The organism is Neorhizobium sp. DAR64860/K0K1 (genome assembly GCF_050500205.1).
Classification (GTDB): Bacteria; Pseudomonadota; Alphaproteobacteria; order Rhizobiales; family Rhizobiaceae; genus Neorhizobium; species Neorhizobium soli.
On record NZ_CP191459.1, the window covers coordinates 1693247 to 1719345 of the forward strand.

Annotated in this window: 25 protein-coding genes; 7 read left to right on the plus strand and 18 right to left on the minus strand. The window is 59.6% G+C overall.

What is annotated here, in order from left to right; all coding sequences use genetic code 11:
• Nucleotides 1-80 precede the first annotated feature (80 nt).
• Nucleotides 81-1046, minus strand: a complete 966-nt coding sequence (dusA, locus tag ACQY1J_RS12805) for a tRNA dihydrouridine(20/20a) synthase DusA (RefSeq protein WP_430251790.1) — start codon at nt 1044-1046, stop codon at nt 81-83.
• Here dusA and ACQY1J_RS12810 point away from each other — a divergent pair.
• Both ACQY1J_RS12810 and ACQY1J_RS12815 read left to right on the plus strand, forming a co-directional pair.
• Entirely contained in the window at nt 1023-2231 is a 1209-nt protein-coding gene (locus ACQY1J_RS12810; protein ID WP_430251792.1) for a helix-turn-helix domain-containing protein, read from the plus strand. The genes dusA and ACQY1J_RS12810 overlap by 24 nt on opposite strands.
• A gap of 21 nt (nt 2232-2252) precedes the next feature.
• Nucleotides 2253-4832, plus strand: a complete 2580-nt coding sequence (locus ACQY1J_RS12815) for an HWE histidine kinase domain-containing protein (protein WP_430251794.1) — start codon at nt 2253-2255, stop codon at nt 4830-4832.
• A 104-nt stretch (nt 4833-4936) separates the two neighbouring features.
• Here ACQY1J_RS12815 and ACQY1J_RS12820 read toward each other — a convergent pair whose 3' ends face one another.
• Nucleotides 4937-5200, minus strand: a complete 264-nt coding sequence (locus ACQY1J_RS12820) for a hypothetical protein (protein ID WP_062457099.1) — start codon at nt 5198-5200, stop codon at nt 4937-4939.
• Nucleotides 5201-5419: 219 nt separating this feature from the next.
• On the opposite strand from ACQY1J_RS12820, the gene ACQY1J_RS12825 reads away from it, so the two are divergent.
• Together ACQY1J_RS12825 and ACQY1J_RS12830 are read left to right on the plus strand one after the other, a co-directional pair.
• On the plus strand, nt 5420-6106 hold the full coding sequence (locus ACQY1J_RS12825; protein WP_430251796.1) for a fumarylacetoacetate hydrolase family protein: 687 nt from the start codon (nt 5420-5422) through the stop codon (nt 6104-6106).
• 22 nt (nt 6107-6128) lie between these two features.
• Complete coding sequence (locus ACQY1J_RS12830) at nt 6129-6656, plus strand: gamma carbonic anhydrase family protein (RefSeq protein ID WP_430251798.1); 528 nt, start codon at nt 6129-6131, stop codon at nt 6654-6656.
• 9 nt (nt 6657-6665) lie between these two features.
• On the opposite strand, the gene ACQY1J_RS12835 is transcribed toward ACQY1J_RS12830, so the two are convergent.
• Genes ACQY1J_RS12835 through ACQY1J_RS12845 form a run of 3 tightly spaced genes read right to left on the minus strand, consistent with a single transcriptional unit; the run spans nt 6666 to nt 8855 of the window.
• Nucleotides 6666-7088 carry a Fur family transcriptional regulator gene (locus ACQY1J_RS12835; RefSeq protein ID WP_430251800.1) on the minus strand — a complete coding sequence of 141 codons (423 nt, stop codon included), beginning with the start codon at nt 7086-7088 and terminating at the stop codon, nt 6666-6668.
• A complete protein-coding gene (gene znuB / locus ACQY1J_RS12840) occupies nt 7085-7912 on the minus strand; it encodes a zinc ABC transporter permease subunit ZnuB (protein ID WP_430251802.1) in 828 nt (275 codons plus the stop codon). The genes ACQY1J_RS12835 and znuB overlap by 4 nt, the downstream gene beginning before the upstream one ends.
• The gene (locus ACQY1J_RS12845; RefSeq protein ID WP_430251938.1) at nt 7905-8855 is read right to left on the minus strand and encodes an ATP-binding cassette domain-containing protein; all 951 of its coding nucleotides are present in this window, start codon (nt 8853-8855) and stop codon (nt 7905-7907) included. Before ACQY1J_RS12845 ends, znuB begins: the two co-directional genes overlap by 8 nt.
• 115 nt (nt 8856-8970) lie before the next feature.
• Between ACQY1J_RS12845 and znuA the strand changes: the two genes are divergently transcribed.
• Entirely contained in the window at nt 8971-9954 is a 984-nt protein-coding gene (gene znuA / locus ACQY1J_RS12850) for a zinc ABC transporter substrate-binding protein ZnuA (RefSeq protein WP_430251804.1), read from the plus strand.
• Between the two features lie 93 nt (nt 9955-10047).
• Here znuA and ACQY1J_RS12855 read toward each other — a convergent pair whose 3' ends face one another.
• The 9 genes from ACQY1J_RS12855 to ACQY1J_RS12895 all read right to left on the minus strand — a co-directional run bounded on the left by ACQY1J_RS12855 (nt 10048) and on the right by ACQY1J_RS12895 (nt 19731).
• Nucleotides 10048-10389, minus strand: a complete 342-nt coding sequence (locus tag ACQY1J_RS12855) for an RcnB family protein (RefSeq protein ID WP_430251806.1) — start codon at nt 10387-10389, stop codon at nt 10048-10050.
• A 142-nt stretch (nt 10390-10531) separates the two neighbouring features.
• Complete coding sequence (locus tag ACQY1J_RS12860; protein ID WP_430251808.1) at nt 10532-12142, minus strand: glycoside hydrolase family 43 protein; 1611 nt, start codon at nt 12140-12142, stop codon at nt 10532-10534.
• Nucleotides 12143-12227: 85 nt separating this feature from the next.
• Nucleotides 12228-13274, minus strand: coding sequence for an L-glyceraldehyde 3-phosphate reductase (mgrA, locus tag ACQY1J_RS12865; RefSeq protein ID WP_430251810.1), 1047 nt, complete (start codon nt 13272-13274; stop codon nt 12228-12230).
• A gap of 67 nt (nt 13275-13341) precedes the next feature.
• Nucleotides 13342-14478, minus strand: coding sequence for a Gfo/Idh/MocA family protein (locus tag ACQY1J_RS12870; RefSeq protein WP_430251812.1), 1137 nt, complete (start codon nt 14476-14478; stop codon nt 13342-13344).
• A gap of 26 nt (nt 14479-14504) precedes the next feature.
• On the minus strand, nt 14505-15266 hold the full coding sequence (locus ACQY1J_RS12875; RefSeq protein WP_430251814.1) for a sugar phosphate isomerase/epimerase family protein: 762 nt from the start codon (nt 15264-15266) through the stop codon (nt 14505-14507).
• 103 nt (nt 15267-15369) lie between these two features.
• Entirely contained in the window at nt 15370-16542 is a 1173-nt protein-coding gene (locus ACQY1J_RS12880; protein WP_430251816.1) for an ABC transporter ATP-binding protein, read from the minus strand.
• 4 nt (nt 16543-16546) lie between these two features.
• Nucleotides 16547-17509, minus strand: coding sequence for a carbohydrate ABC transporter permease (locus ACQY1J_RS12885; RefSeq protein ID WP_430251818.1), 963 nt, complete (start codon nt 17507-17509; stop codon nt 16547-16549).
• A complete protein-coding gene (locus tag ACQY1J_RS12890) occupies nt 17502-18404 on the minus strand; it encodes a carbohydrate ABC transporter permease (RefSeq protein ID WP_430251820.1) in 903 nt (300 codons plus the stop codon). Before ACQY1J_RS12890 ends, ACQY1J_RS12885 begins: the two co-directional genes overlap by 8 nt.
• Before the next feature lie 97 nt (nt 18405-18501).
• Nucleotides 18502-19731 carry an ABC transporter substrate-binding protein gene (locus tag ACQY1J_RS12895; RefSeq protein ID WP_174196697.1) on the minus strand — a complete coding sequence of 410 codons (1230 nt, stop codon included), beginning with the start codon at nt 19729-19731 and terminating at the stop codon, nt 18502-18504.
• 353 nt (nt 19732-20084) lie between these two features.
• On the opposite strand from ACQY1J_RS12895, the gene ACQY1J_RS12900 reads away from it, so the two are divergent.
• Nucleotides 20085-21128: a LacI family transcriptional regulator gene (locus tag ACQY1J_RS12900; RefSeq protein ID WP_430251822.1), complete on the plus strand. Its 1044-nt coding sequence runs from the start codon at nt 20085-20087 to the stop codon at nt 21126-21128.
• A gap of 54 nt (nt 21129-21182) precedes the next feature.
• On the opposite strand, the gene gndA is transcribed toward ACQY1J_RS12900, so the two are convergent.
• Nucleotides 21183-22616 carry an NADP-dependent phosphogluconate dehydrogenase gene (gene gndA / locus ACQY1J_RS12905; RefSeq protein WP_430251824.1) on the minus strand — a complete coding sequence of 478 codons (1434 nt, stop codon included), beginning with the start codon at nt 22614-22616 and terminating at the stop codon, nt 21183-21185.
• A 163-nt stretch (nt 22617-22779) separates the two neighbouring features.
• On the opposite strand from gndA, the gene ACQY1J_RS12910 reads away from it, so the two are divergent.
• Entirely contained in the window at nt 22780-23181 is a 402-nt protein-coding gene (locus ACQY1J_RS12910; protein WP_430251826.1) for an SRPBCC family protein, read from the plus strand.
• A 3-nt stretch (nt 23182-23184) separates the two neighbouring features.
• Here ACQY1J_RS12910 and ACQY1J_RS12915 read toward each other — a convergent pair whose 3' ends face one another.
• From ACQY1J_RS12915 to ACQY1J_RS12925, 3 genes are all read right to left on the minus strand, one after another.
• Nucleotides 23185-23898 carry a PAS domain-containing protein gene (locus ACQY1J_RS12915; protein ID WP_430251828.1) on the minus strand — a complete coding sequence of 238 codons (714 nt, stop codon included), beginning with the start codon at nt 23896-23898 and terminating at the stop codon, nt 23185-23187.
• Nucleotides 23899-24069: 171 nt separating this feature from the next.
• Nucleotides 24070-25005 (minus strand): lipid A biosynthesis lauroyl acyltransferase, encoded by a 936-nt coding sequence (locus ACQY1J_RS12920; protein WP_430251830.1) that lies wholly within the window; start codon nt 25003-25005, stop codon nt 24070-24072.
• Between the two features lie 6 nt (nt 25006-25011).
• The gene (locus tag ACQY1J_RS12925) at nt 25012-26040 is read right to left on the minus strand and encodes a zinc-binding dehydrogenase (protein ID WP_430251832.1); all 1029 of its coding nucleotides are present in this window, start codon (nt 26038-26040) and stop codon (nt 25012-25014) included.
• Nucleotides 26041-26099: the final 59 nt, after the last annotated feature.

Genomic DNA, 26099 nt, shown 5'->3' on the forward strand with positions numbered 1-26099 from the left:
AAGGAAATAATAATATACAGTGCCGGCATGCACGTGTCCAAGAACGCGCCTTGGGTACGGGATATCGATCCCAAAAAGGCTTATCCGGCCGCCTTTTCAAGCCCGGAGCTCAAATCCACTGCCGCGAACGCAGCGGTCAGGATTTCGGTCCCAGCGCCAGGCTTCGTCGCCTCTGACGACAGGATTTGGCGGAACCGACGCGCACCGGGATAACCCTGAAACAGACCAACCATGTGACGCGTCACGTGATGCAATCTGCCACCGGAGGCGATAACCTGATCCGCATAGGCAATCATCGCGTCGCGCAGCGCCAGCCAGTCAGGGTCTGGATACTCAAGTCTTCCATCCAGAAGCGCATCGACGCCCGCCAGCAAGCCGGTGTTGTGATAGGCAGCGCGGCCGAGCATGACGCCATCCATCGCCTCAAGGTGTTCAGCAGCTTGCTTAAGATCGGCAATACCGCCGTTGATCCCGAGAAACACATCCGGGTTCTCACGCTTCATCCGATGGACCAGATCGTAATCCAGTGGAGGAACCTCGCGATTTTGTTTTGGCGACAGTCCCTGCAGCCAGGCCTTCCGGGCATGGATCCAGATCGCGTCGGCACCGGCACCAATCATTCGCGCGAGAAAGTCCGGCAGGACGTCGGCCGGCACCTGATCATCAACGCCGATGCGGCATTTGACGGTCACAGGCGCCTGTGAAACCTTTTTCATGGCTGTGACGAGATCTGCAACATGCGCAGGGTCGCGCATCAGGCAGGCACCGAATGTACCCGACTGCACCCGGTCCGAGGGGCATCCGACATTGAGGTTGATCTCGTCGTAACCGTAATCACCGGCGATCCGGATCGCCTCGGACAGCTTTTCCGCATTCGAGCCGCCGAGCTGCAAGGCAATAGGATGTTCTGCCGGCGAATAGGACAAGAGCCGCTCCCGCGGCCCATGGATGATCGCATCGGCGACGACCATCTCCGTATAAAGAAGCGCCCGCGACGACAGCTGCCGGTGCAGGAAACGGCAGTGACGATCGGTCCAGTCGATCATGGGTGCGACAGCGAAGACTTTTTTATGAGGATGCGTTGGCATGGTTTCCGAGCGACTATTCCGGTGCGTGGCTGCACGGATAACAAGATTTCGAGCCTGGCGAAAGACAAACGGCGAAAATGCGTTGTCGCCAGGTTGGTGCGGATTGGAACCGGCTGGAGCGTGGATGGACTGAGTCTTGAGGTAAAAGCCTCTTCTACAGGGAATTCGACTTTCGACGGCCGAGATGCCAGCGAAGGTGAGAGGTCGCCACCCAAGGTGCAAGCCCTACCCTTCAGTAGCAAATTTTGTTTAATCCGAGCAAAATGCGTGCTAGTCAGACATATGAGTTCTTCTCGCGGTCTTGAGATAGATTTTGCAGAGCCGGCCATGGCGCATGTCGCACGGGCGGCGTTCGACTTGAACGGATTTTCGGCCGAGTATGTCGAGCTGAGCGGTGCTGAACCCTATGACTTCAGAAGCCGTGGCGAGAACCACTATCTCGCACTGCACGACATCACTCTCACTGATGGCGAGCTGCGCGTGGACGGTCTTCCGACGCTCCATAAAAAGGACTTGCGCGACACGATCACCTTCGTGCCCAAAGGCTGCGGCATCGAGGGCTGGTGCCAGCCTCAGCCACGAACCAACCGGTTTGTCGCTATGTATTTCGATCCAAAGGCGATCCGCGACGATCTGGCTGGTAGATATTCCGAGCGGGATCCTGCGCCGTTCGCTTACTCGCGCGATCCACAGTTACGCGTCACACTCAAGAAACTTGAAGCGGTTCTCAGGGCGCCTCATGTGGACGAGCTCCACGCGGAGAGCGTCTGCCTGCTGGCATCGCTTGAGGTTTTCGGGGTCATGGCCGACAGGCAGGGGCGTCTGTCGGACCGACAGATCGCCGCGGTCACGGATTTCGTGGAGGGGCATCTGCAGGCAACAGTCGGCCTGGCCGAGCTGGCCGCTGTTGCCGGGCTCAGCCGTTTCCACTTTTCCCGCGCCTTCAAGGCAACGACCGGGGAAAATCCACACTCGTTTGTTCAACGGCGGCGCATCTCGCGAGCTGTCACGCTCCTTGCTCAGGTTGACCTGCCCATCGACGCGATTGCCGGGGCAGTCGGGTACAAGGGCACACCACAGTTTCGAAGGGCGTTTCATGACGTGATGGGGACTTCTCCGCTGAAATATCGTCTGCAACGTTAGGCAAAATGGCGGGGGCCACCAATGGGCTATGAGTACACAGATGCCAGTCTGATCGTCTGCGATAGGGAGCCGATCACGCGGCTCGAAGAGATCCAGAACTTCGCGTTCCTCGTTGCGATTTCGAACGACTGGACGATCGTTCGCGTATCCGAGAACTGCGAAACATTCTTCACCGTCAAACCGGAGAAACTCCTGGGCACGCGCTTCGACACGTGGATCAGTGAGACGGCGCTCCACGACATCCGGAACCGGATGGCGATTTTGGCGTCAACGACAGGAGAGAGAATCTTCGACGTGAAGCTGGTGCAGGGATTGCCCAACGTCGATCTGTCGATCCATTTTCAGGGCGATCTTCTGATTGTCGAAGGCGAACGGACACAAAAGACCGAACGGGTGGAGGCGGCTTCGATGGTTCGCGCAATGGCTGCGCGTCTGACCAAAGTTCCTTCAATCGAGAAATTCCACAGAGATGCGGTCCGACAGGTCCTGGCGATCACCGGCTTTGATCGAGTGATGATCTATCGGTTCGACACAGACGGTCATGGCGAAGTCATCGCGGAATCAACCCGCGCCGGGGTGGATAGCTTCCTCGGGCTTCATTATCCCGCGTCGGACATCCCACGCCAGGCGCGCGAATTGTACTTGCGCAACCCTTTCCGCATCATAGCCGACGTCGCGGCACCAACCGTGGCGTTACTACCTCCCGCGGACGCGGTCACGCCACCGCTTGACCTGTCGATGTCGATCAGCCGTGCAGTGTCTCCGGTCCATATCGAATATCTGCGCAACATGGAGGTCGGTGCCTCCCTATCCATTTCGATCGTCGTCGAGGAAAAGCTTTGGGGGCTTATCGCATGCCATGCCAATGGACCGCGCCTGCCGAGCTTCATCATGCGGACCGCATCGGAACTGTTCGGCGCAATGTATTCGATGATGCTGGAGAGCCGTCTGCGGCGCGGCAGCGAGGAGCACGAGCATCGCGCACGTGCTTTGGCTGATCGCGTCATTACGATGATTGCTGGTGACGAATCGTTGATGGAAGATGCTCAGTGGCTGCAGGACATGACGCGCGACATGCTGGATTGCGATGGTGTCGCAATTTACCGTCGCGGCAAAGCTCATCTTCACGGGGCCACTCCATCGGAACATAATGTCATCTCTCTGGCCCATCATCTGAACGCCGCCTCGCCGAGCCGGGTCTTCACGACCGACAACTTGGCTTCGGTCCATGCGCCGTGCAGCGAGACAGCGGACCGCGCCGCCGGCATGCTGTCGATCCCCATCTCGCGTGTTCCGCGCGACTATATCTTGCTGTTCCGCCGCGAGCGGCTGAGCGAGATCAGGTGGGGTGGCAATCCTGCAAAGCCAGCGGAAGCAGGCACCGAGAGCGAACGCATATCGCCCCGCAAAAGCTTCGCAGCATTCGCCGAACTCGTCCGCGGCAAATCCAACCCTTTTTCCGATCGCGATCAGCGCATCGGCGAAGCGATCAGACAGGCACTGATCGAAGTCATCCTGCGCTATTCGGACGGCGCCAGCGACGAGAGACGACGTGCTTCCGAACGTCAGGAAGTGCTGATTGCCGAACTCAATCACCGCGTCCGCAACATCCTTGCCCTGATCCGCAGTCTCATGACGAAGACAAGCCATACAGCCGTTGATGTCGCGAGCTATGTCGAATCGCTCGGCGGACGGGTGCAGGCGCTCGCACGAGCCCATGACCGCGTCACGCGCCAGAGCTGGGGCCCCGCGCCGCTCGCCGGCATCTTTCAGGATGAGATCGCGGCACATGACGGCGTACGCGGTCGATTTACCTTGAAGGGACCGAACGTACTGCTGCAGCCACAGGCGATGTCGACCATTGCGCTGGTCGTTCATGAACTCGTCACCAACAGCTGCAAGCATGGCGCGCTTTCGGCAAACGGCCGCATAGAGGTGACCGTCGACTCGGTCGACGGCGAAGGCGTTTACATCAAATGGAAGGAAATCGGCGGCCCGGCCGTGGTTGCGCCGACACGGCGAGGGTTTGGGTCTGTCATCGTCGAGAAAACGATTCCGTTCGATCTGAAGGGAACGGCAGAGGTCCGCTTCCTGCTGGCCGGGTTGGAAGCGGATTTCTTCATCCCGGTGAATTATGTGATCATTGCGCCTGAAGACCCGGCACCGACGCAGACGATGATTGAGCCCGATACCCTGAAAGCTACCAGCGTCCCCCCAAAGCAACTACTGCACGATGCGCAGGTTCTGCTGGTCGAGGACAACATGCTCATCGCACTGGAGGCCGAGGACATGCTGTACGAGCTGGGCGCGGTTCAGGTTCACCTCGCCTCCACTATTGCCGAAGCCGAACAGCTGCTTGCCAAGCAGAGTTTCCAGTTCGCTATGCTGGACATCAATGTCGGTCGCGGCACAAGTTTCGATCTTGCGACCAAGCTCGGGCAAGCAGGAACGCCGTTTATCTTCGCGACCGGCTACGGCAACGAATTGGCGATCGCGCGCAGAAAGGAAAGTGAGGTCGTCATCCAGAAGCCCTATGAGCGTGATCATCTTGCGCGCGCCGTGCAACAGGTGCTGACGAAAGCGACTGTCGAAGATGGCTGACGAAAGCGCTCGCGCTCTCTTCATTCATCCGCTCTGAAACGACGTTCCCTGCCCCCACTGCGGTCAATGACCTCAACCTGCAGGTTGCCGGCATGACAGCCCATTCAGTGGACCGACTGGCCGTCGTCTTCTTCGAGGAAGCTTTTGATGCCGTCGCGCTCGGCGGTGGCGAGGAATTCTTCCCAGGCGTCCTTGTCGGTCGCGAATGTCTCTTCCCAGCTGGTCACGACTTCCGTCTGGCTGATGACCTCGAGCGTCCAGTCGCCATTGGTATCGGCCGGGCGATAGATATCGACGAGCACGGTGACGCCATCGTCTTCGAACTCACCGGCGAATTCTGAATGTTCGAGTTTGGGCTGTTTCGTCATCGGTGAAGAACCTTCGTTTTCGTGCTGTCTTTAGAGAGACGCCAGCTCAACACGCCGGCCCTTGTTCGGTTGCATGGCCGGCATATTTGCCGAATGCGCTTTCCCTTATAGCAAAGCGAAAATTCACGCCAGCCGTACGGCTGTGCAGAAATCGGGCTAGGATTGTCGGCCGAATTGGTGGACAAAGGACGCATATTGATGACCGGAGGATTTTTTTCGATGCGCGCTACCGTGATCCCTGCCCCGCAGCCCGTGCTTCTTGATGTCGAGGGCGAGACCGAACAGTTCCCGGTGCGCCGGGTCTATTGCGTCGGCCGCAACTATGCCGACCACGCCATCGAAATGGGACACGATCCGTCACGCGAGCCTCCCTTCTTTTTCCAGAAAAATGCCGACAATCTCTATCATGGCGACACGTTTCCATACCCGCCGGTCTCTTCCGATGTGCATTTCGAAGTCGAGCTGGTGATGGCGCTTTCCGGTGGCGGCGCCGACATTCCGGTCGAGGAAGCCCTGTCCAAGGTCTATGGCTACGGGATCGGCATCGACTTCACGCGGCGCGATGTCCAGGACAAAGCAAAGAAGATGAGCCGGCCGTGGGAATCGGCAAAGGCGTTCGAACATTCGGCGCCCGTCTCCACACTCGTCCCGGCCGCCAAGATCGGGCACCCGCAGGAAGGTGCGATCTGGCTTGAGGTCAACGGCGAACGCAAGCAGTCCGGCAACCTCAACCAGATGATCTGGAAGCTGCCGGAAATCATCGCCGAACTGTCGAAGCTCTTCGTGCTGGCACCGGGTGACGTGATCATGACCGGAACGCCGGCCGGCGTCGGACCGATCGTCAAGGGCGACACGATCACCTGCAGCGCCGAGGGTGTCGGCAAACTCTCTCTCAAGGTGGTTTGAAGCACGAACCGGAGGTCAACAGATGCCGATCTATGCGCTTGGCGAATACCAGCCAAAACTGCCCGCACCCGACCGCTTCTGGATCGCGCCGGATGCGAACGTGATCGGCAAGGTGGAACTGGGCGAGGATGTCGGCATCTGGTTCGGCGTGACGCTGCGCGGCGACAACGAGCCGATTACTGTCGGTGCGCGGTCGAACATTCAGGAGGGCGTGATGGTGCATACCGATCCCGCCTACCCAGTCGTAATCGGTTCGGACTGCACGATCGGCCACCATGCGATCGTGCATGGCTGCATCATTGGCGACAATTCGCTTGTTGGCATGGGTGCGACCATCCTGAACGGCGCAAGGATCGGCCGCAATTGCCTGGTGGGCGCCAATGCGCTTGTCACCGAGGGGAAGGAATTCCCGGACAATTCACTGATCGTCGGCTCGCCTGCCAAGGCAATTCGCACGCTTGACGATGACGCCGTCGAACGGCTGCGGCAATCTGCGGCGCGCTATGTGGAGAACTGGAAGCGGTTTTCCCGGGACCTCAGGGCGCTGTGATCAAACGGACTATGCCGCGCATTTCTGGCAGATGCCGCGGATCTCGATCGTCGTCTTTGACGGCTTGAAGCCCTTGCTGGATGCCCAGTCGCTGAGGTGGTGATCGACCTCGTGATCGTGGAATTCCAGCACCTGGCTGCAGCTTTCGCAGATCGCGAAGGCAACCGTGCCGTGGCCATGCCCCTTGCCGCAGCACTCGCTCTCCCGGTGCGCGCAGGCGACGAAGGCGTTGAGGCTTTCGAGCCGGTGGACCATGCCGAATTCGGTCAGCTTGTCGAGCGCGCGGTAAACCTGAAGCGGTGCACGGAAGCCGTGGTCGCGCAGTTTGTCGAGGATCGTGTAGGCGCTGAGCGGCCCATCGGCACGGTCCAGCGCATCAAACACCAGCGACTGGTTCTTGGTCAGGGCCGGATTGACGATCGGGGCGTTCATCCGCGCACTCCTTTATTGGTTGCCCGCTCATTCGTTTTGCGGCCGAAGGCGGGTAGCAAACTCATGATGAAAAGTAGGAGTGCTGCCACCACGATGGAAGGGCCGGACGGCGTATCATAGGTCAAAGAGCCGAAAAGACCGCCGACAACCGCCGCAGCACCGATTAGCGAGGCGAAGACCGCCATCCATTCGGGGCTTGCCGAAAATCGTCTGGCCGTCGCGGCTGGAATGATCAGCAGCGAGGTGATCAGCATGATGCCGACGATCTTCATGGCGATCGCGATGACCAGCGCCATCAGAAGCATGAAGAACAGTTTTGCCTGCGCCGGCCGCATGCCCTCGGCTTCCGCAACGTCTTCGCTCACCGTCGAAGCGATGAGCGGGCGCCAGAGGAATGCGAGCGCTGCGACGACGACGATACCGCCACCCCAGATGAGCGCGATATCGGACGGCGTGACCGCCAGGATATCGCCGAACAGGAAGGCGATCAGATCGATCCGGACCCAGGTCATGAAGGCAACGAGGACAAGGCCGATCGCCAGAGCCGAATGCGAGAGGATTCCGAGCAGCGCATCCGCAGACAGCGACTGGCGACGCTGAAGGAGGAGCAGCAAGCCGGAGACGAGGACGGCGACGCCGAATACCGACAGAAGAAGATTGACCTCGAAAAACAGCGACAGCGCCACGCCGAGCAGCGCAGAATGGGCCATCGTATCGCCGAAATAGGCCATTCGCCGCCAGACGACGAAGCAGCCGAGCGGTCCGGCTGTCAGCGCCACGCCGACGCCGGCGATCATTGCGCGAGTGAAGAAGTCGTCAAGCATGAGGCTTGCCCTCGCCGTGATGGTGGTGGCCGTGGTCGCCATCGTGGCGATGGTCGTGAGCACCATCGTGATGGTGCTCGTGGTCACCATGGTCGTGGTCGTGCCCGGCAGCAGGCTCGTGATGATGGCCGTCCTCGGGATGGCAATGATCGGTGATCGAGCCGTCGCGGTGCTGGACCCGACCATCCGGCAGATGGGTATGGTCGTGATTGTGGCTATAGACGGCGAGCGCACGGCCATTGGCGCCAAACAGCTTGGCATAGTCAGAACTCTGGCTGACCACTTCCGGCGTGCCACGGCAGCAGATATGACCGTTGAGGCAGATCACCGTGTCGGTTCCCGCCATCACCATGTGCAGATCATGCGAAATCATCAGGATGCCGCAACCGGTCGTGGTGCGGATCTTGCGGATGAGATCGTAGAGCGCTGCCTCGCCGGCAAAATCGACACCCTGCACGGGCTCGTCCAGGACGAGCAGATCCGGCTTTCGCGCCAAGGCGCGGGCCAGCAAAGCGCGCTGAAATTCACCGCCCGACAGGTGACGGACTTCGGCATCGGCCAGATGCGCGATGCCGGTCGCTTCGAGCGCTGCCATCGTATCCTGATCGGAAATCGAGCTTGTCAGCCGCATCAGGCGACGAACCGAAAGCGGCATCGTCCAGTCGATCGAAAGCTTTTGCGGCACATAGCCGATGCGCATATCGCTGCTGCGGGTAACGGTGCCCTCGTCCGCCTTCAGGACGCCGATCGCCATCTTGGCAGTCGTCGACTTGCCGGCGCCATTGGGTCCGATCAGCGTCACCACTTCGCCTCGGGCAATCGATAGATCGACGCCGCGCACAAGCCAGCGATTATCCCGGAAAATGCCGGCATTCGACAGCGATACGAGTTTCGCTGCGGCCTTTGCATGATCTCCAAGCGGCAGGTCGGCCCGGTTTCTCATCAGCATGGTCGTCAAAAAATCCTGTTGTCAGGCCTCTTGCAGACCCTGATGGCACACGTTATAGCATAACGCAATTGATGTAATAACATTACGTCATTTCACAAGGAGCTATCCGATGAAATTTGCCGCAACCCTCCTCCTCTCATGCTCGGCCCTGATGACCGCATCGAATGCATTTGCCGATGCACCCAGCGTCGTTGTCTCGATCAAGCCGATCCATTCACTGGTCGCCTCCGTCATGAAGGGCGTGGCGGAGCCGAAGCTGATCGTCGAGGGCGCGGCCTCCCCGCATACCTACAACATGCGCCCATCCAACGCGTCCGCCCTGCAGAAAGCCGACCTGATCTTCTGGGTCGGCCATGGAATGGAAGCGTTTCTGGAAAAGCCGCTGGAAGCGCTCGGCACCAAGGCTGCCGTGGTAAGCCTGGAAGACGCGCCGGGCCTGACCAAACTGAAGTTCCGCGAGGGCGGTGTGTTCGAGCCGGAAGCCGAAGAGGAAGGCCATGATCACGGTCATAGCCACGGCAGCGAGGATCACGCAGCCGGCGCGGAGGACGACGGCGACCACGACCATGACGGCAATGACGTGCATCTATGGCTCGACCCGATGAATGCCAAGGCGATGGCGCAGGAGATCGAGAAGGCGCTGGTTCAGGCCGACCCGGAAAACGCGACGACATATCAGGCGAATGGCGCAGACCTGATGAAGAGGCTCGATGCACTCGATACGGAACTGAAGACCACGCTCGAGCCGGTCAAGAACAAGCCGTTTATCGTCTTCCACGATGCCTATCAGTATTTCGAGAACCGTTACGGCGTGAAGGTTGCGGGCTCGATCACGGTGAGCCCCGAATCCATTCCCGGCGCAGAGCGCGTGAAGGAAATCCACCAGAAGGTGGAGGAGCTTGGCGCCACCTGCGTGTTTGCGGAGCCGCAGTTCGAGCCAAAGCTGGTGAAGGTGGTGACGGAAGGAAGCAAGGCCCGTTCCGGCGTTCTCGATCCGGAAGCCGGAGCACTGACCGAGGGGCCTGATCTCTACTTCGAGTTGATGCGCGGTCTCGCGACCTCATTGAAGACCTGCCTCTCGCAGGCTTTCTGATCTCCAGGACATTCGCGGTGCTGCGACCTGCAGTGCCGCGTGTTGAGACAAACAGGTGGGGGACGTCGAACACTCGACGTCCCCCAACTCAATTTATTGGCCGGATATGATTCTTGCGATCACGCCACTGGTGATGCCGACGAGCAGGAAGTCGTTATCCACCTTCACCCAACGCTGACCGCGCGGCGGGGCCGACAGGCGGTAGCGGCGATAATCGCGGACTTCCGCCATGTGGCGGCGCTCAGCAGCCGACATGCGATGACCCCGCACCCAGCGCTTCTTGGTGACGACGACTTTCTTCTTTTCAATGACGACATGCTTGCCGGCCGGGCGGTGATGCTCCGGACCCTTGCGCCAATCCTGCGCCTGCGCTGTGGAGGCGATCGGCGCGACCAGAACGGTAGCGGCGAGCATGGCAATGATGAACTTCTTCATGGTTGTTTCCTCGTATTGAACACACGAGAGAATTAGAGCCCAACCGATGAACGCCATATGAATGGAAGATTAAACTTATGTAATGATCCTAGTGCCTTGGCGTCATATCTTATCGCAGGAAGTTAAGCGCTACGGGAGCTTCTCATACGATTGGCTCGTATACGAAGTCGTCGAAATCAGCGGCTTTCGCACGACCTGAGGTATCGAAGGCGAACACGCCCACGAACGCGCCGGTGAATGAGCCATGCTCGCCGCGTCCACCTTCGTCTGAGATGACAGAGGCGTCCAGCATCGGTCCGATCGGCTCCCAGTCGTTCGCTCCACCTGCGCGCCAGAAGAACTGAAGGTCATTGTCATCGACTTCGATCGCCAGATGCACCGGTCCGTCTGGCACCGGCACGCCGCTTCCGGCTGGCCAGACGAGCTTCGCATGCGGGAAGTCGCCGGGGCATGACAGCACTGTCACAACGCGGCCGAGCTTCTCGTGCAGCGTGACGGCGACGGCATGCAGCTTGTGGCGATTATAGTAATGGGTAAGGCCCGCCACCTGCTGGTAGGTATCAGGTGAGAAATCGACGACCGTCTCGGCCCGGAAGCGATGGTGCTCCTGCCTGCGGGCGACCAGAGCCTGCTCGAACCAGGAACCGATGCTTTCGCGGCCGATCAGGCGCAGATGGCCCGGACGCTCCGTCAGGCTGAAGATCCGCTCCGGTTCCGGCGTGCGCAGCCACTGGAATTCGGTTGGCAGCATTGCCGTGTCGAACCCGTGCACCACGCGACCGGCATCCTGAGCCGCCTCGGCGCCGTTCGTCACGGGGACGTCGACGGCGGGAACCATGCCGCCATGTTCGAGATAGAGCCAGTCGTCCTTCCAGACGCATTTCTGCAATGCCGTCTCGCGGCCGAGCGGTGAGCGGCGATGCGGTTCGATCGGTCTGCTGCAGAGGTGGGTGTGATAGACCTCTCCTTCCGGCGTCTCCACATACTGCCCATGGCCGGACCGCTGCAGCTCCGCCTCCGGTGCATCCTTGGACGTGATGAGATGGTTATCGGGATGTAGCTCGTAAGGGCCGCCGATCGTTTTCGACCGGGCCATCGTCACAGCGTGATTATAGCCTGTGCCGCCCTCGGCAGTCGTCAGATAGTACCAGCCATTGCGCCTGAAGAGATGCGGGCCTTCGACAAGGCCGAGAGCGCTGCCCGGAAAGATATTGCTGATGGGACCCTTCAACGTCTTCGTCTCGGCGTCCCATTCCTGCATGAGGATGCCATCGAACGCGGGCGATTTCGGCGCGCCGCCAAAGCTCTCGGTCCGGTGGTTCCACTGCATGTTCAGGAACCACTTTCGCCCGTCGTCGTCGTGAAACAGCGACGGATCGAAGCCGGAGGAATTGACATAGATCGGGTCCGACCATTCACCTTCAATCGTCGGCGATGTGACGATGTAGTTGTGAGCGTCCTTGAAGCTGCCGTCGAACCGTTTCACGTCGGTATAGACCAACCAAAACAATCCATCCGCATGGGAGAGGCACGGTGCCCAGACGCCGCAGCTATCGGGATTGCCGCGCATGTCGAGCTGGCTTTTCCGCTCCAGAGGCCGCCGCACGAGCGTCCAGTTCACGAGGTCGCGGGAGTGGTGGATCTGAACGCCCGGATACCACTCGAATGTGGAGGTCGCGATATAATAGTCCTCGCCGACACGGCAGATCGATGGATCGGGATTGAAACCCGGCAGGATGGGATTGCGGATCATGAATTTCCTCCGGTATGCACTAGGTCTCTAAGATGCAGACTGCTCTCCTCAGTCTGCATCCCGTTGTTTCCCGCTGTGGGGAGGTTCACTTGCGGGCGGGACCCTCGCGTTCGGCCGATGCTGCCCAGAGGTTGATATCGGCTTCCTTGGCGAAACCGTCGATCTCGGACAGTTCGTCTGCCGTAAACTCCGGGTTCTCCAGCGCCTTGACGCAATCCTCGACCTGTTCCGGGCGGCTGGCGCCGATCAGGGCCGTCGTCACGCGGCCGCCGCGTAGAACCCAGGCAAGCGCCATCTGCGCCAGCGTCTGGCCTCGCCTTTCGGCAATGGCGTTCAGACCTTTGAGGTTCTCGACATTCTTATCGTTGAGGAAGGCCGGGCGCAGCGACTTGCCCTGGGCGGCACGGCTGTCTTCTGGAATGCCGCCCAGATATTTCGATGTGAGCATGCCCTGAGCCAGCGGCGAAAACACGATCGAGCCGACGCCGAGATCATCCAGCGTGTCGAGCAGACCGTCTTCCTCGACCCAGCGATTGATCATCGAATAGCTCGGCTGGTGGATGAGAACCGGCGTTCCGAGAGCCTTTAGGATCGCCGTAGCCTCCCGGGTGCGCTGCGAATTGTAGGACGAGAGGCCGACATAAAGCGCCCTGCCCGAGCGAACGATGTGATCCAGCGCGCCGCAGGTTTCCTCCAGCGGCGTATCCGGATCGAAGCGGTGCGAATAGAAGATATCGACATAGTCGAGACCCATGCGCTTCAGGCTCTGGTCGCAGGATGCGATCAGGTACTTGCGGCTGCCCCATTCGCCATAGGGGCCGGGCCACATGTTGTAGCCGGCTTTCGACGAGATGATCAGTTCATCGCGCAGCCCGTGAAAATCATCGCGCAGGATCTGGCCGAAGGCCGTTTCGGCGCTGCCAGGCTTCGGCCCATAATTGTTGGCGAGATCGAAATGGGTGATGCCGAGATCGAAGGCTTTTCTGCAGATATCGACCTTGCGCTGGTGCGGGGTGTCGTCACCGAAATTGTGCCACAGGCCGAGCGAGATCGCCGGAAGCTTGAGGCCGGACCGGCCGCAGCGATTGTATTTCATGGTGTCGTAGCGGTTGTCCGCCGGGTGCCAAGCCATCTCTGAAAATCCTCCGAATGAAAAACGGCGCCGACCTCTTCTTCGGCGCCGTGCACGTCATAGAGTATCAGACAAGAAGCGCCAGCGCTTCATCGATGCCGAGCGCGGCCGGTTGGGTGCAGGTCGTTGTGGTCGCAACGAATTTGCCCTCTTCTCCGGATTTCAGGATCGAGGTCATGACGTCGACGCCATGCAGCGCCCGGTCGATCGAGCAGCGAATGTCGCGCCCTTCGATCAGGGCCATGGCCATGTCGGCCAGACCTGCGGTGCGATAGTTAGCACGCGGACCGTTCGTTGGATGCTCCTGGTTGTTTTTGCTGAAAGGATGATCCCAGTCCTTGAGCGGCTGGATATCCTTGTCGCGGCCGCTGGCTTCCACCACGCCACCGAAGAAGTTCGGGTCGGGGACGTAGATCGAGCCTTCCGTGCCGTAGAGTTCCATATTCGCATGGCGATGCGACCAGACATCCCAGCTGGCCGAGAGCGTGATCGTTGCGCCTGCCGCGAACTCGAGCAGCGCGTGGATGTTGGTCGGGGTCTCGACCGGGATGCTCTGGCCCTTCAGCGGTTCGCTGGTGATCGTCCGCGTCGGATTGGCCATCGACGTCAATGCCGCGACCCGTTTGACGGGGCCGAGGAAGTTGACGAGGTTGGCGATATAGTACGGCCCGAGGTCGAGGATCGGACCTCCGCCGTTGAGGAAGAAGAAGCCGGGGTTCGGGTGCCACATTTCCATGCCCGGGCTCATGACATGGCATGTACCCGACGTGATGCGTCCAACGCCGCCGTCATCGATGAATTTTCGGGCCAGCTGGTGCGCGCCGCCCAAAAAGGTGTCCGGCGCGCAACCGATCGCCAGTCCCTTTTCCCGTCCAAGCGCCTGCAGCTGCTTTCCCTCTTCCAGCGTGATGGTCAGCGGTTTTTCGGAATAGACGTGCTTGCCGGCACCGAGAATGGCTTTCGAGACCTCGAAATGCGCGGACGGGATCGTCAGGTTGACGATCACGTCCAGCTCGTCATTGGCGAGCAGCTCCGGAATGGTCTGCGCCTTGACGCCGTATTCTGTTGCCCGCTGCCACGCCGCCTCCGGATTGAGGTCGGCGCAGGCCAGAACCTTGATCCCCTTAAACAGCGGAGACAGCGCGAAATAGGTCATGGAAATGTTGCCGCATCCGATGATGCCGACGCCAAGTTCCTTGGTCATGGGAAACTCCGATCCAATATCTGAATTCAGTAGGTCTTGAAGGCGGCCATCGAACGGGACGCGAGCCGCTCGATATCCTTCGGGTTGTCGTGCTCCAGCACGAAGTGCTTGGCGGGTGTCTTCTTCAGTGCCGCGATCAGTTCCTTCCACGGAACGGTGCCATGGCCGACGTCGGCCCATCCGTCTTCATCCGTGTTCTCGCCCGCTGGCGCGATGTCCTTGACGTGAACCGCCGAGATCTTCTTGCCGTAGCTTTCGATCCAGGTGAGCGGATCGGCACCGCCACGGACGACCCAGGCAATATCTGCTTCCCAGCTCAGATCAGGGCCGCCGGCAAAGATCTGTTCCTGTGGCGTGGAGCCATCCGGCAGCTGCTTGAACTCGAAATCGTGGTTGTGCCAACCGAATGTATAGCCGGCGTCCTGATACCGTTTTCCGGCTTCCTGCAGGCGCTGACCGAAGGCGAACCAGCCTTCCGCATCCGTGGGTCTCTGATCGGCTGCGAGGTGGGGGCAATAGATGGCACTAATGCCGAGCGTCTTTGCGATCAGCAGTGCCTGGTCAGGCTCCTGTTCGAGGAGGTCGAGACCGAAATGGCCTGTGGGCATCGTGAGTTCGTTGGCATCGAGCTCTGCACGAAACTTCTGAAGACCGGCCTCGTCGAGCGTTCCGTAGAGACCGCCATAGCCCTCGACCTCACGGTAGCCGTGACTGGCCACGAGTTTCAGAACATCGGATAGCGGCGGGAAATTGCGGGCGCTGTAAAGCTGGAAACCGAGCGTCGTCATGTCATTCTCCTTGAAATGAAACTTTGGTCCGCGGAAAGCGAGAATACCGCTCCCACGGCTGGTCACCCTCTTGGGGAGTGGTGAACTGTTGAAAAGCTGCGGATCAGATCCGCTCCTCGGTCGCCGCATCGAACAGCGACGCCATGGTCATGTCGAAGCCCAGCCGGACCTTCGATCCGACAGCGTAACGACGGGCCCCGCCGACGCGAACGGACAGAGTGTGAGCGGCGAGTTTCAGCCAGATGAGATTGTCTGCACCCATCGGCTCCTCGATGTCGACGATCGCCTCATGGACTTCCTCTCCGGCGATATCGGCATCGACCTTGATATGTTCTGGACGGACGCCGAGGACGACCTTGCGCCCGGGCCTTAAGGGTTCAGATGCGCTGTAACCGTCGAGCAGGAAGCTGACGCCGTTCGTCTTGAACACGGGACGGCCGCCCTCTTCCGCCAGCTCGCCATCCAGGAAATTCATCGAGGGTGAACCGATGAAGCCCGCGACGAACTTGTTCTTCGGTCGGTTGTAGATTGTGACCGGGTCGGCAAGCTGCTGGATGACACCGCTCTTCATGATGGCGATGCGGTCGGCCAGCGTCAGCGCCTCGATCTGGTCGTGGGTCACGTAGATCATCGTGTTCTTGAGCTGCTGATGCAGCCGCTTGATCTCGACGCGCAGCTCGGATCTGAGCTTGGCGTCCAGGTTGGAAAGCGGCTCGTCGAACAGGAACACGTCGACATCGCGCACCAGGGCACGGCCGATTGCGACACGCTGCCGCTGTCCGCCGGAAAGAGCTGCCGGCTTTCGCTGCAGAAGCGGTTCGATCTGCAGGATCGCCGAAGCGCGCGCGACGCGTTTGGCGATGTCTTCCTTCGGCAATCCGGCGACCCGCAGGCCGAAGGACAGGTTCTTTTCTACCGTCATCTGCGGATAAAGCGCATAGGACTGAAACACCATGCCGATGCCGCGATCCTTGGGTTCTTCCCAGGTGACGTTGCGGCCCTTGATGAAGATCTGGCCATCTGTCGGCTCCAGCAGGCCGGCGATGCAGTTGAGGAGCGTCGATTTCCCGCAGCCGGAGGAACCGAGCAGAACAAGGAATTCACCATCGTGAATGTCGAGGTTCAGGTCTTCCAGAACCGTGACCGCCCCGAAGGACAGCGACAGGTCGCGGATCGAGACGCTGTGCTCGCCGGATAGGGTGGAGGGTTCGGGCAACGAGGTTGCACCTGGGGGAAATGCGTTGGTGTGTGGTGTCTGGACGGAAAGATCGGTCATGGGGTCATCCCTTCACTGCGCCAGCGGCGATGCCGCGGACGAAAAGGCGGCCGGATACGAAATAGACGATGAGAGGAACAGCGCCGGTCAGAAGCGTCGCCGCCATGTTGACGTTGTATTCCTTCACCCCCTGCACGGAGTTGACGATGTTGTTGAGCTGCACCGTCATCGGGTAGCTGTCGGGCCGCGTGAAGACGACGCCGAACAGGAAGTCGTTCCAGATGCCGGTGACCTGCAGAATCATCGCCACGACGAAGATCGGCAGTGCCATGGGCAACATGATGCGCCCGTAGATCTGCCAGAACCCGGCACCATCGATGCGCGCCGCCTTGAACAGTTCTTCGGGCAGCGAGGTGAAATAGTTGCGGAACAGCAGCGTCAGGATCGGCATGCCGAAGATGGTATGGACGATGATGAGGCCGGTCAGGGTTCCGTAGATCCCCATTTCACGCAGGATGATGACGATCGGATAGATCATAACCTGATACGGAATGAAGGCCCCGATGATCAGGATGGAAAAGAACAGTTCCGACCCTTTGAACCGCCAGTTGGCGAGCGAGTAGCCGCTGACCGAGGCGATAAAGATCGAGACCACCACAGATGGCAACAGGATGCGGACGGAGTTCCAGAAGCCGCGTGACAGGCCGTCGCAATTGAGGCCGGTGCAGGCTTCTGCCCATGCCTTTACCCAGGGCTCGAATGTGATCTCCATGGGCGGCGAGAAAACGTTGCCCATGCGTATCTCGGGCATTCCCTTCAGCGATGTCACGACCATTACGTATAGCGGCAGAAGGTAGTAAAGCGCCGCAAGGCCGAGCGTGCCATAGAGGATGATATTGCGGCGTGAAAGCCTGCGCTTTGGTTTGCGACCGCTCGGGCCCTCCAGAGCGCGTGACGGTGTTGTCGCCAGCACTGTGGCATCTGTGACGACGGTCGATGTGGTGTCGAAAGTGGAAACGTTAGCCACGCTTGCGACCTCCGAATTCGAGATAAGCCCATGGGACAATGATGATGGCGACGGTCAGCAGCATCATGGTCGATGCGGCAAAGCCCTGGCCAAGGTTCTGCGCCTGAAACATGTAGTCGTAGACGTATTTCGCAGGCACTTCGGACGCGTTGCCGGGGCCGCCTGAGGTCTGCGCCACGACGAGATCGTAGAGCTTGACGATGCCGCTCGCGATGATGACCAGCGTGGTGATGAAGACCGGACGCATCATCGGGATGACGATGAAGAGGTAGGTCCGCCACATGGGGATGCCGTCGACGCGCGACGCCTTCCAGATATCCTCGTCGATGCCGCGCAGACCTGCCAGCATCAGGCACATGACGAGCCCCGTGCCCTGCCACAGCCCGGCAATCAGGATGCCGTAGATGACGATGTCGGGGTCATAGACCGGATTGAATTCGAAGGTCTCCCAACCGAGCGACCGGACGATGTGCTGGATGCCGAATTCGGGGTTCAATATCCATTGCCAGACGAGGCCGGTGACGATGAACGAGAGCGCGAACGGATAGAGAAAGATCGTCCGGAAAACGTTTTCGAAGCGGATCTTCTGGTCCATCAGCGCGGCGAGCACAAAGCCGACAACGAGGCTGAAGATCAGCGACAGGATGCCGTAGATCGCGAGATTCTGGATCGAGATCAGCCAACGCGCCGAGCCCCACAGGCGCTCGTATTGATCAAGCCCGACGAATGTTGCCCGCGGCAGCAGTCTCGAATTGGTGAATGAGTAAATGACGGTCCATACGGAACCGCCGAGGAAAATCACCAGCGCGACGAAGATCATCGGAAGGGAGGCAATTTTCGAGTTCAGGTTGCGAAAAAGCTGGTTTGGTCTGGCAGATTGATGGGTTTTCGCCATGTGTTGTCCTCGATCGGCTGCAGCGTGAAGGCCGCAGGTTTCCGGGCCGGCCCCGCGGTGATGCGGGGCCGGTCAAGGTCAGCGATTTGAAGCGGTGTCAGTCCGCAGAGCTGATGATATCGACGAAGCGCGCCTGAGCATCCTTCACGGAGATGGAGCTGCTGAAGAACTCCGACATCAGATCTTCCTTCTGTTTCTGCGTATCGGCAGACACAAGCTGGTCGGTGCTGGTGGCGGTGTTACCCTTGGCGATGATCGCGATACCCTTCTTCATGCAGTCGTTGGCGGCTGCCATGTCGATATCGCCACGGATCGGAACCGATCCCTTTTTCAGGTTAAAAGCGACCTGTAGCTTCGGATCGACGATCGTTTCGGCGAGAACGTTCTGCGCCTCCGATTTTGCCTCGTCCTTCAGCAATGGGAAATAGATCGCATCGCCGTTGGTGGTGAGCACGTCATTGATGCCGAGCCCTGGCAGGCAGGTGTAGTCGGTCCCGGCAGTCTTTCCTGCCAACGAGAACTCACCCTGTGCCCAGTCACCCATGACCTGGCCACCGGCCTTGCCGGTCAGCACCATGTTGGTTGCCTGGTTCCAGTCCTGTACGTTCGAACCCTTGGCGAGTTCGCGTGCCTTGTCGGCGGCTGCAAAGATCTTGGCCATTTCAGGCCCTGCAGCAACCTTTGCGTCCTTGTCCTTGTAGACCTTCTCGTAGAGGTCTTTGCCGCCCAGCGAGATCAGCAAGGTATCGAACAAGCCATTGGCCTGCCACGGCTGACCACCCAGTGCCAAAGGCTGGATACCGGCCTTCTTGAGCGCGGGCGCTGCTGCGACGAACTCGTTCCAGTCCTTCGGAACGGCAACGCCTGCCGTCTTGAAGGCTGCGTTCGAGAGCCACAGCCATTGCCACGAGTGGATGTTGATCGGGGCACAATAGATCTTGCCCTCGAACGTGCAGCTGTCGAGCAGGTTGGCAGGCTTGATAACCTCTTTCCACTTGCCCTTCTCAGCCACATCGCTCAGGTCTCGCATGAGACCTGACTGGACCAGTTCTTCGGCCTGCCGGCCGTGGTTGAACTGCGTGGCGCCCATCGGGTCACCACCGGTGATCCGGCTGATCATGATCGGCCGCGCGGTTCCTCCCGAACCTGCGATGGCACCATCAACCCATTTGTTGCCGGTAGCATTGAAAGCGCTCGCCAGTTCCTTGACAGCTGCAGCCTCTCCCCCCGACGTCCACCAATGGGTGACCTCAAGATCGGCTGCCTGAACAAAGCACGGCAATGCCACGGTGGCAGCCATAGCGGCTGCAAAAGCACGGATGCGCATGAGTCTCCTCCCTCACTGAAACGTTGCAGTAAAAGGCTAGGACAAACATCGATGGAGGGCAACCGAAAATCGCGTGAAAGATTCGGAGCAGGTTCGCAGCGATGTCCGACAGCAGCCCGCGTGCTTCGTGTTGATGCACTTATCTCGTTACATAACAATGCTTTATAGGATTATTGAATTGATCCTTCTTCGCAGACGCAAAAGAATTGTGCGTCTGCGTTGTAACGGGTATATCGACGGCAAGTCGTTGGTTTTCAGCGAAAATAGGACTGTATCGTTGCAGTTTTTTACCGTATGAACGGTGCTTGTGGAGAAGGTCGCAGTCGCCGGTGATCTCCGAGAAAGCTGCAGCCATGGATGAAGACAAACGTAGATCCTTTGGGACGATCGGCAATCAACGCCCGACCCTTAAGACAATTGCCTACATGACGGGGCTGGGTATCACGACGGTGTCGCGGGCCCTCAAGGATGCACCCGACATTGGGGCCGACACAAAGGAACGCGTTCGACTTGTGGCCGGCCAGCTCGGCTATCACCCGAACCGGGCGGGCGTCCGGTTGCGCACAGGCAAGACCAATGTGATCGCGCTCGTGCTCAGCATCGAACAGGAACTGATGGGCTTTTCCAGCCAGATGGTTCAGGGCATTTCCGAGGTTCTCGGGGGCACGCAATATCACCTCGTGTTGACGCCCCACTCGTTCGAGAAAGACCCGATGGTGCCGGTGCGCTATATCCTCGATACGGGATCGGCAGATGGCGTGATCATCTCGAGGATCGAGCCGGACGATCCGCGTGTGCGGCTGATGACGGAGCGCAACCTGCCTTTCGTCACCCACGGCCGAACCAGTATGGGGATCGAGCACCCCTACCACGACTTCGACAACACGGCGTTTGCCTATCAGGCGGTCGAGCGGCTCGCCAAGCGAGGCAGGCGGCATATCTGTCTGCTCGCCCCGCAGAGCAGGTTTGCATACTATGCCCACAGCCGCATCGGCTTCGAACGGGCGCTTGCCGATTTCGGCTTGAGCGAGGTTCCGATGGGACGGATCACGACGGAGACGTCGCTGGAGGATATCAGAGCCTATTCGGAGAAGCTGTCGCGGCTTCCGCAACCGCCTGATGGAATCATTTCGATGAGCGGCTCTGCAACGATCGCGATCGCCTCAGGCCTTGAAGCTTCCGGTCGAAAACTCGGCCGCAATGTCGATATCGTGTCAAAGCAGTCGGCCGAATTTCTCAACTGGATCAGGCCGGAAATCCTTGCTGTAAACGAGGATATCCGTTGGGCGGGACGGGAACTTGCAAAGGCCTTGCTGGCCCGAATCGATGGGGCGGCCCCAGAGCTTTTGCAAAGCGTCAGCCAACCGGAATGGTCGATCAAGTCACCACAGGACTGATCGAATGCAAAAAGCCCGGCCCTTGGCCGGGCTTTCGGTGTTTGCAAAATAGTCTTAGGCGAAGTCGGCTAGTCCGCTGCCCCACGGGCCATGGTGCTTGTCGACGCCGTCGAGGCGATCGAAACCGTGGGCACCAAAGAAGTCGCGCTGCGCCTGGATGAGGTTCGCAGTGCCGCGTCCACGACGGTAGGCATCGAAATAAGACAGCGCGGACGAGAGCGCCGGAACCGGCAGGCCGGACATGACGGCATAGGAGACCACGCGGCGCAGTGCGCCATCGGTGTCTGCGACCATCTGGGCAAACGCCGGTGTCACGATCAGGTTTGCAACATCCGGGTCCTTCGAGAAGGCCGAGGTGATCTCATCGAGGAAGGCAGAACGGATGATGCAGCCATCGCGCCAGATCTTGGCGATCGTCGGCATCGGCAGGTTCCAGCCATACTCCTTGGAGGCGGCAGCCATGACGGCAAAGCCCTGCGCATAGGCGCCGATCTTGGCCGCAAGCAGCGCGTTTTCGAGATCGGCGAGGAACGCCGCGCTGTCTGCCGGCGCATCGATCGACTTCGGCAATCCGAACTGCTTTTCTGCGGCGAGGCGCTCGGTGCGCTGAGACGACAGAACACGCCCGGCGACGGCGGCCTCGATCGCGGTTGCCGCGACACCCATGTTCTGGGCTTCGATGACCGACCACTTGCCGGTGCCCTTCTGGCCGGCGGAATCAACGATCACGTCGACCATCGGCTTGCCGGAGATCGGGTCCTTTGCCTTCAGGACCTTTTCCGAAATCTCGATCAGGTACGAATTCAGGCGGCCGGTATTCCACTTGCCGAAGACGTCGCCGATTTCGGTGGCGCCCATGCCGAGACCATCGCGCAGGATGCCGTAGATTTCGGCAATCATCTGCATGTCAGCGTATTCGATGCCGTTATGGATCGTTTTCACGAAATGGCCGGCGCCGTTTTCACCGAGCCAGGCGACGCAGGGTTCATCGTGGAATTTTGCGGAGATCGAGGTCAGCACCTTTTCGACGCGCTTCCAGCTTTCCTCAGCACCGCCGACCATGATCGACGGTCCATGGCGTGCGCCTTCTTCCCCACCGGATACGCCCATGCCGATAAAGGTCAGGCCGGAACCTTCGAGGTTTTCGAAACGGCGCATCGTATCGCGGAAGTTGGCGTTGCCGGCATCGATCATGATGTCGCCCTGCGAAAGATAGGGCTTCAGGAGCTCCATCTGCTGATCGACCGGATCGCCGGCCTTGATCATGATGATGATCGGGCGTGGGGGCCGGATTGCAGCGATGAATTCTTCCAAGGTCTCGCAAGGAACGATCTGGCCTTGCAACGCGCCCGCCTCGGCGTAGAATTTCTTGGTAACTTCCGCTGTCCGGTTGAAGACGGCGATCTTGTTGCCTTTTTCCGCGATGTTGAGCGCGAGGTTTGCACCCATAACGCCAAGACCGATAAGACCGATTTCTGCCTGTTCCACGGATATGCCTCCAGTTTTAATTTGACGCTGTTTTGGCATCCTCGTTTCCAAACGGCAAGGCTAAGACGAAAGCGAGCCCGTTTATTCGCGGATGCGCCGGCTTGTGCGATCAAGAGGATTTCCGAGTGGCATGCCACTCGGCGTAGAACCCAAGGAGGCCTTCATGACGGTCATGCCCGCACGCGTAATCCACCTCTCGATCGAGCGGAACTGGAGGGATGTCTACGCATTTGCAAGGCGTCCGGAAAACATGGCAAGCTGGGCTTCCGGCCTTGCCGCAGACCTGCGCGCCGAAGGTGAAGACTGGATCGGCGATGGCGGTCCGGTTGGAACAATCCGTGTTCGCTTCGCTCCCGACAACGACTTCGGCGTGATCGATCACAGGGTCACGTTGGAAAACGGGATGTCGATGGACAACGCGCTGCGTATCATACCGAACGGTGATGGAGCTGAAGTTCTGTTCACTCTTATGCGCCAACCCGGTACCGACGATGCGGCGCACGAAGCGGATGCCGCGCATGTCCTTAAGGATCTGCAGTCGTTGAGGGCAATCATGGAACGCTGAGCGTCAGGCCGCAGGCCTCTTCCGCCGATCGGCGGTCTCTTGAATGACCAGGAGAACACCGATCATCGTTGAAGACCGCTGGAACGGCGACATGCGGCAGCGAAGCACAAGCGTCTCGCCTCCGACTTGATCTGCATAGGTGACCGACGTGCTTTCGCCTTCGAAGCAGCGGTCCAGGTTCGGCTTGAACTCGTTTCGAAATCGATGGAGACCGACAAATTCCCCGATATGCCGGCCGACGAGTTCCTCACGGGGAATGTTCAGCCGCTGCGCGTTCGTCTCGTTGGAATAGAGAATGCGATAACCGGGAGCGACGACAAGAATGCGGTCCGAAAGCTGGTTCAGGAGGGAATCGTCGAGAATGCCGCTGGAGACGGCTTGGTCGATCGGCGACGATTGGTCCTGCGCCCCACCGGGAGCTCCCAGCGCTTCCGCACAGGTCGTCTGCGGTGCAAGATACCGCTCGACCAGGGTCTGCAGGAGGTGAGCGTTGCGCCGAACGCAGCTGCGATCGTCCGCTTCCTCATTCAGGAGGTCGAGCGCAAAACGAAACTGGGCTTGAATGCTGCCGGCATCGGATTCGGCGCTGCCAAAGATCGCCAGGAGCAAAGGATCAAGTTCGCGGTCGAGACTGGCTGTCAAAGCCTCGTCTTCGCGGTCGATCGCCTGCTGTAGCTCTCCATATTTCGACCAGAAAAGATCGATCAATGCTTGCAAGACAATGCCCTCTCCACACGAGCCTCACGTCAGCCGTGGCCCTCTGAGACGACTGCGGCCAATCTCGTATAATACATCACACGTTAAATGTAGTCTCAAAAACGGCCCCTAAAAATGGCCGGTAAATACCCGTAGACGCTTGCAACCCACGAGAATTGTGGCTTCAGGAAATCAATCCGTGACCGTTTTCTTGATGTGCCAGCGGTCGTGATACCACAGCCACTGTTCAGGGTATTCCCGCACCCAGGATTCGACCTTGTCGTTCAGGACCTGAGACGTGCCCTGGATGTCGAGATTGCCGCGTTCGTCGCGCGGAAGTTCGATGCGAGGCTCTATCTCAAGGCGAAAACGATTGTTCGGGAGACGGATGCAGCGGGCCGGATAGACATCCGCATCAAACTGACGCACGAGCTTGGCAAGAAGCGGGTTCGTTTTAACAGGGCGTCCGAAGAAATTGGTCGACAACCCTTTTCTGAACTTCTGGTCGACGAGGACACCGACCCCCCCGCCCGCGTCCAGGCGCCTCGCCAGCGAGAACGATGACCCCGCATGCGACGGCACGAGCTGCCCCATGCGGGCACTGCGGAACGAGAAGACCTTATCCGCGATGTAAGGGTTGTTCGGCGGACGGAACAACACCATGACCTCGAGACCAAAGGCCTTGCCGGCGACAGGCAGGAGCTCGAAATTGCCGGTATGGGCGGTAAAGACGATAAACGGCCGCGGGTTTTCGACCAGATCGAGGAAGATCGGGGTGCCCGAAACTTCCACCCTGCCCGGCTCTTTCTGTTCCGGGTCAAAGTCGAACAGCCTGTCGAGAAAGACATATTCGGCGGCAAGCCTGCCCATATGTCCCCAGCTGGCGACCGCGATCTCCTGCAGCTCCGCCTCTTCCTTTTCAGGAAAGGCGTTGCGCAGATTGGTCATCATCAGCTTGTGACGCCAGAATTTAGGCCCGATATAACGCGCGAAGCGATCGGCAAACCGGATCGCCGGATCCGCCGGAAAGATCTTCAGGAAATTCAGCAGCCCGAACGTGAGCTGCGCCACCAGCCACTGGCGGAAGTGGATAAGCTTCAGAACAATCCGGGTAATGACCATCTTCATCCGTGGTCAGTCCATCCTCAGGACGATCTTGCCGAAGATCTGGCGGCTCTCCATGCGGGCAAGTGCCTTGTGGATTTCATCGAACGTGACTTCTGTGTCGATCACCGGATGAACGATGCCCTGGGCCATCTTCTGCATGGCATCGGCCATGTTCTCCATGCGGCAGCCAAACGAGCCGATGAGCTTCAACTGCTGCTGGAACAGCATCATCAGATTGAGGTCGGTGGAAACACCCGAGGTGGAGCCGCAAGTGACGAGGCGTCCGCCGCGCTTCATGCACAGCATGGAACCCGCCCAGGTATCCTTGCCGACATGTTCGAAGACGACATCGACGCCCTTCTTCTTGGTCAGCTTGCGCACGACGCCTTCGAAGCGATCCACACGGTAGTTGATGACATGATCGGCGCCGAGTGCCTTCGCCTTTTCGATCTTGTCGTCCGAGCCGACCGTGGTGATGACCGTGCAGCCCATTTTCTTTGCCAGCTGGATGGCGGCAGATCCGATGCCCGAGCCGCCGGCGTGAATGAGGATCGTCTCGCCGGGCTGGAGCTTGGCGTTGTCGAACAGCATATGCTCGACCGTGCCGAACGTCACAGGCGCAAGCGCTGCCGCGACGGCATCGACGCCCGGAGGTGCCGGAACGAGAAGACGGGCCGGGAGATTGGCCTTTTCCTGGGCAAAGCCGTCGAGATGGAAGCCGTGCACACCGGAGACGTTTTCGCAGAGGTTGTCGCGCTTTTCGCGGCAGGGCTTGCAGAGGCCGCAGGTACGGGCGCCGTAAATCGACACGAGCTGGCCGGGCAGAACATTCGAGACGCCCGGACCGATGGCTTCCACGATGCCGGAGGCCTCGGCGCCGATCGTCAGCGGCATCTTGCGCTTGGCAAATGCCATGCCGCGCCAGCCCCAGACGTCGATGTGATTGAGGGCAACGGCCTTGACGCGCAACGTTACCTCGCCGGGACCCGGCGCTTCCGGCTCGGGAATATCGACGGCTTCGAGCTTGCGGTCATCAATCAGTTGCAGCGCGCGCATAACAAGTCATCCTTCGCCCGTTGGAGCGTTCAAAAGTCTACCAAAAGTCTTGGGGGCTC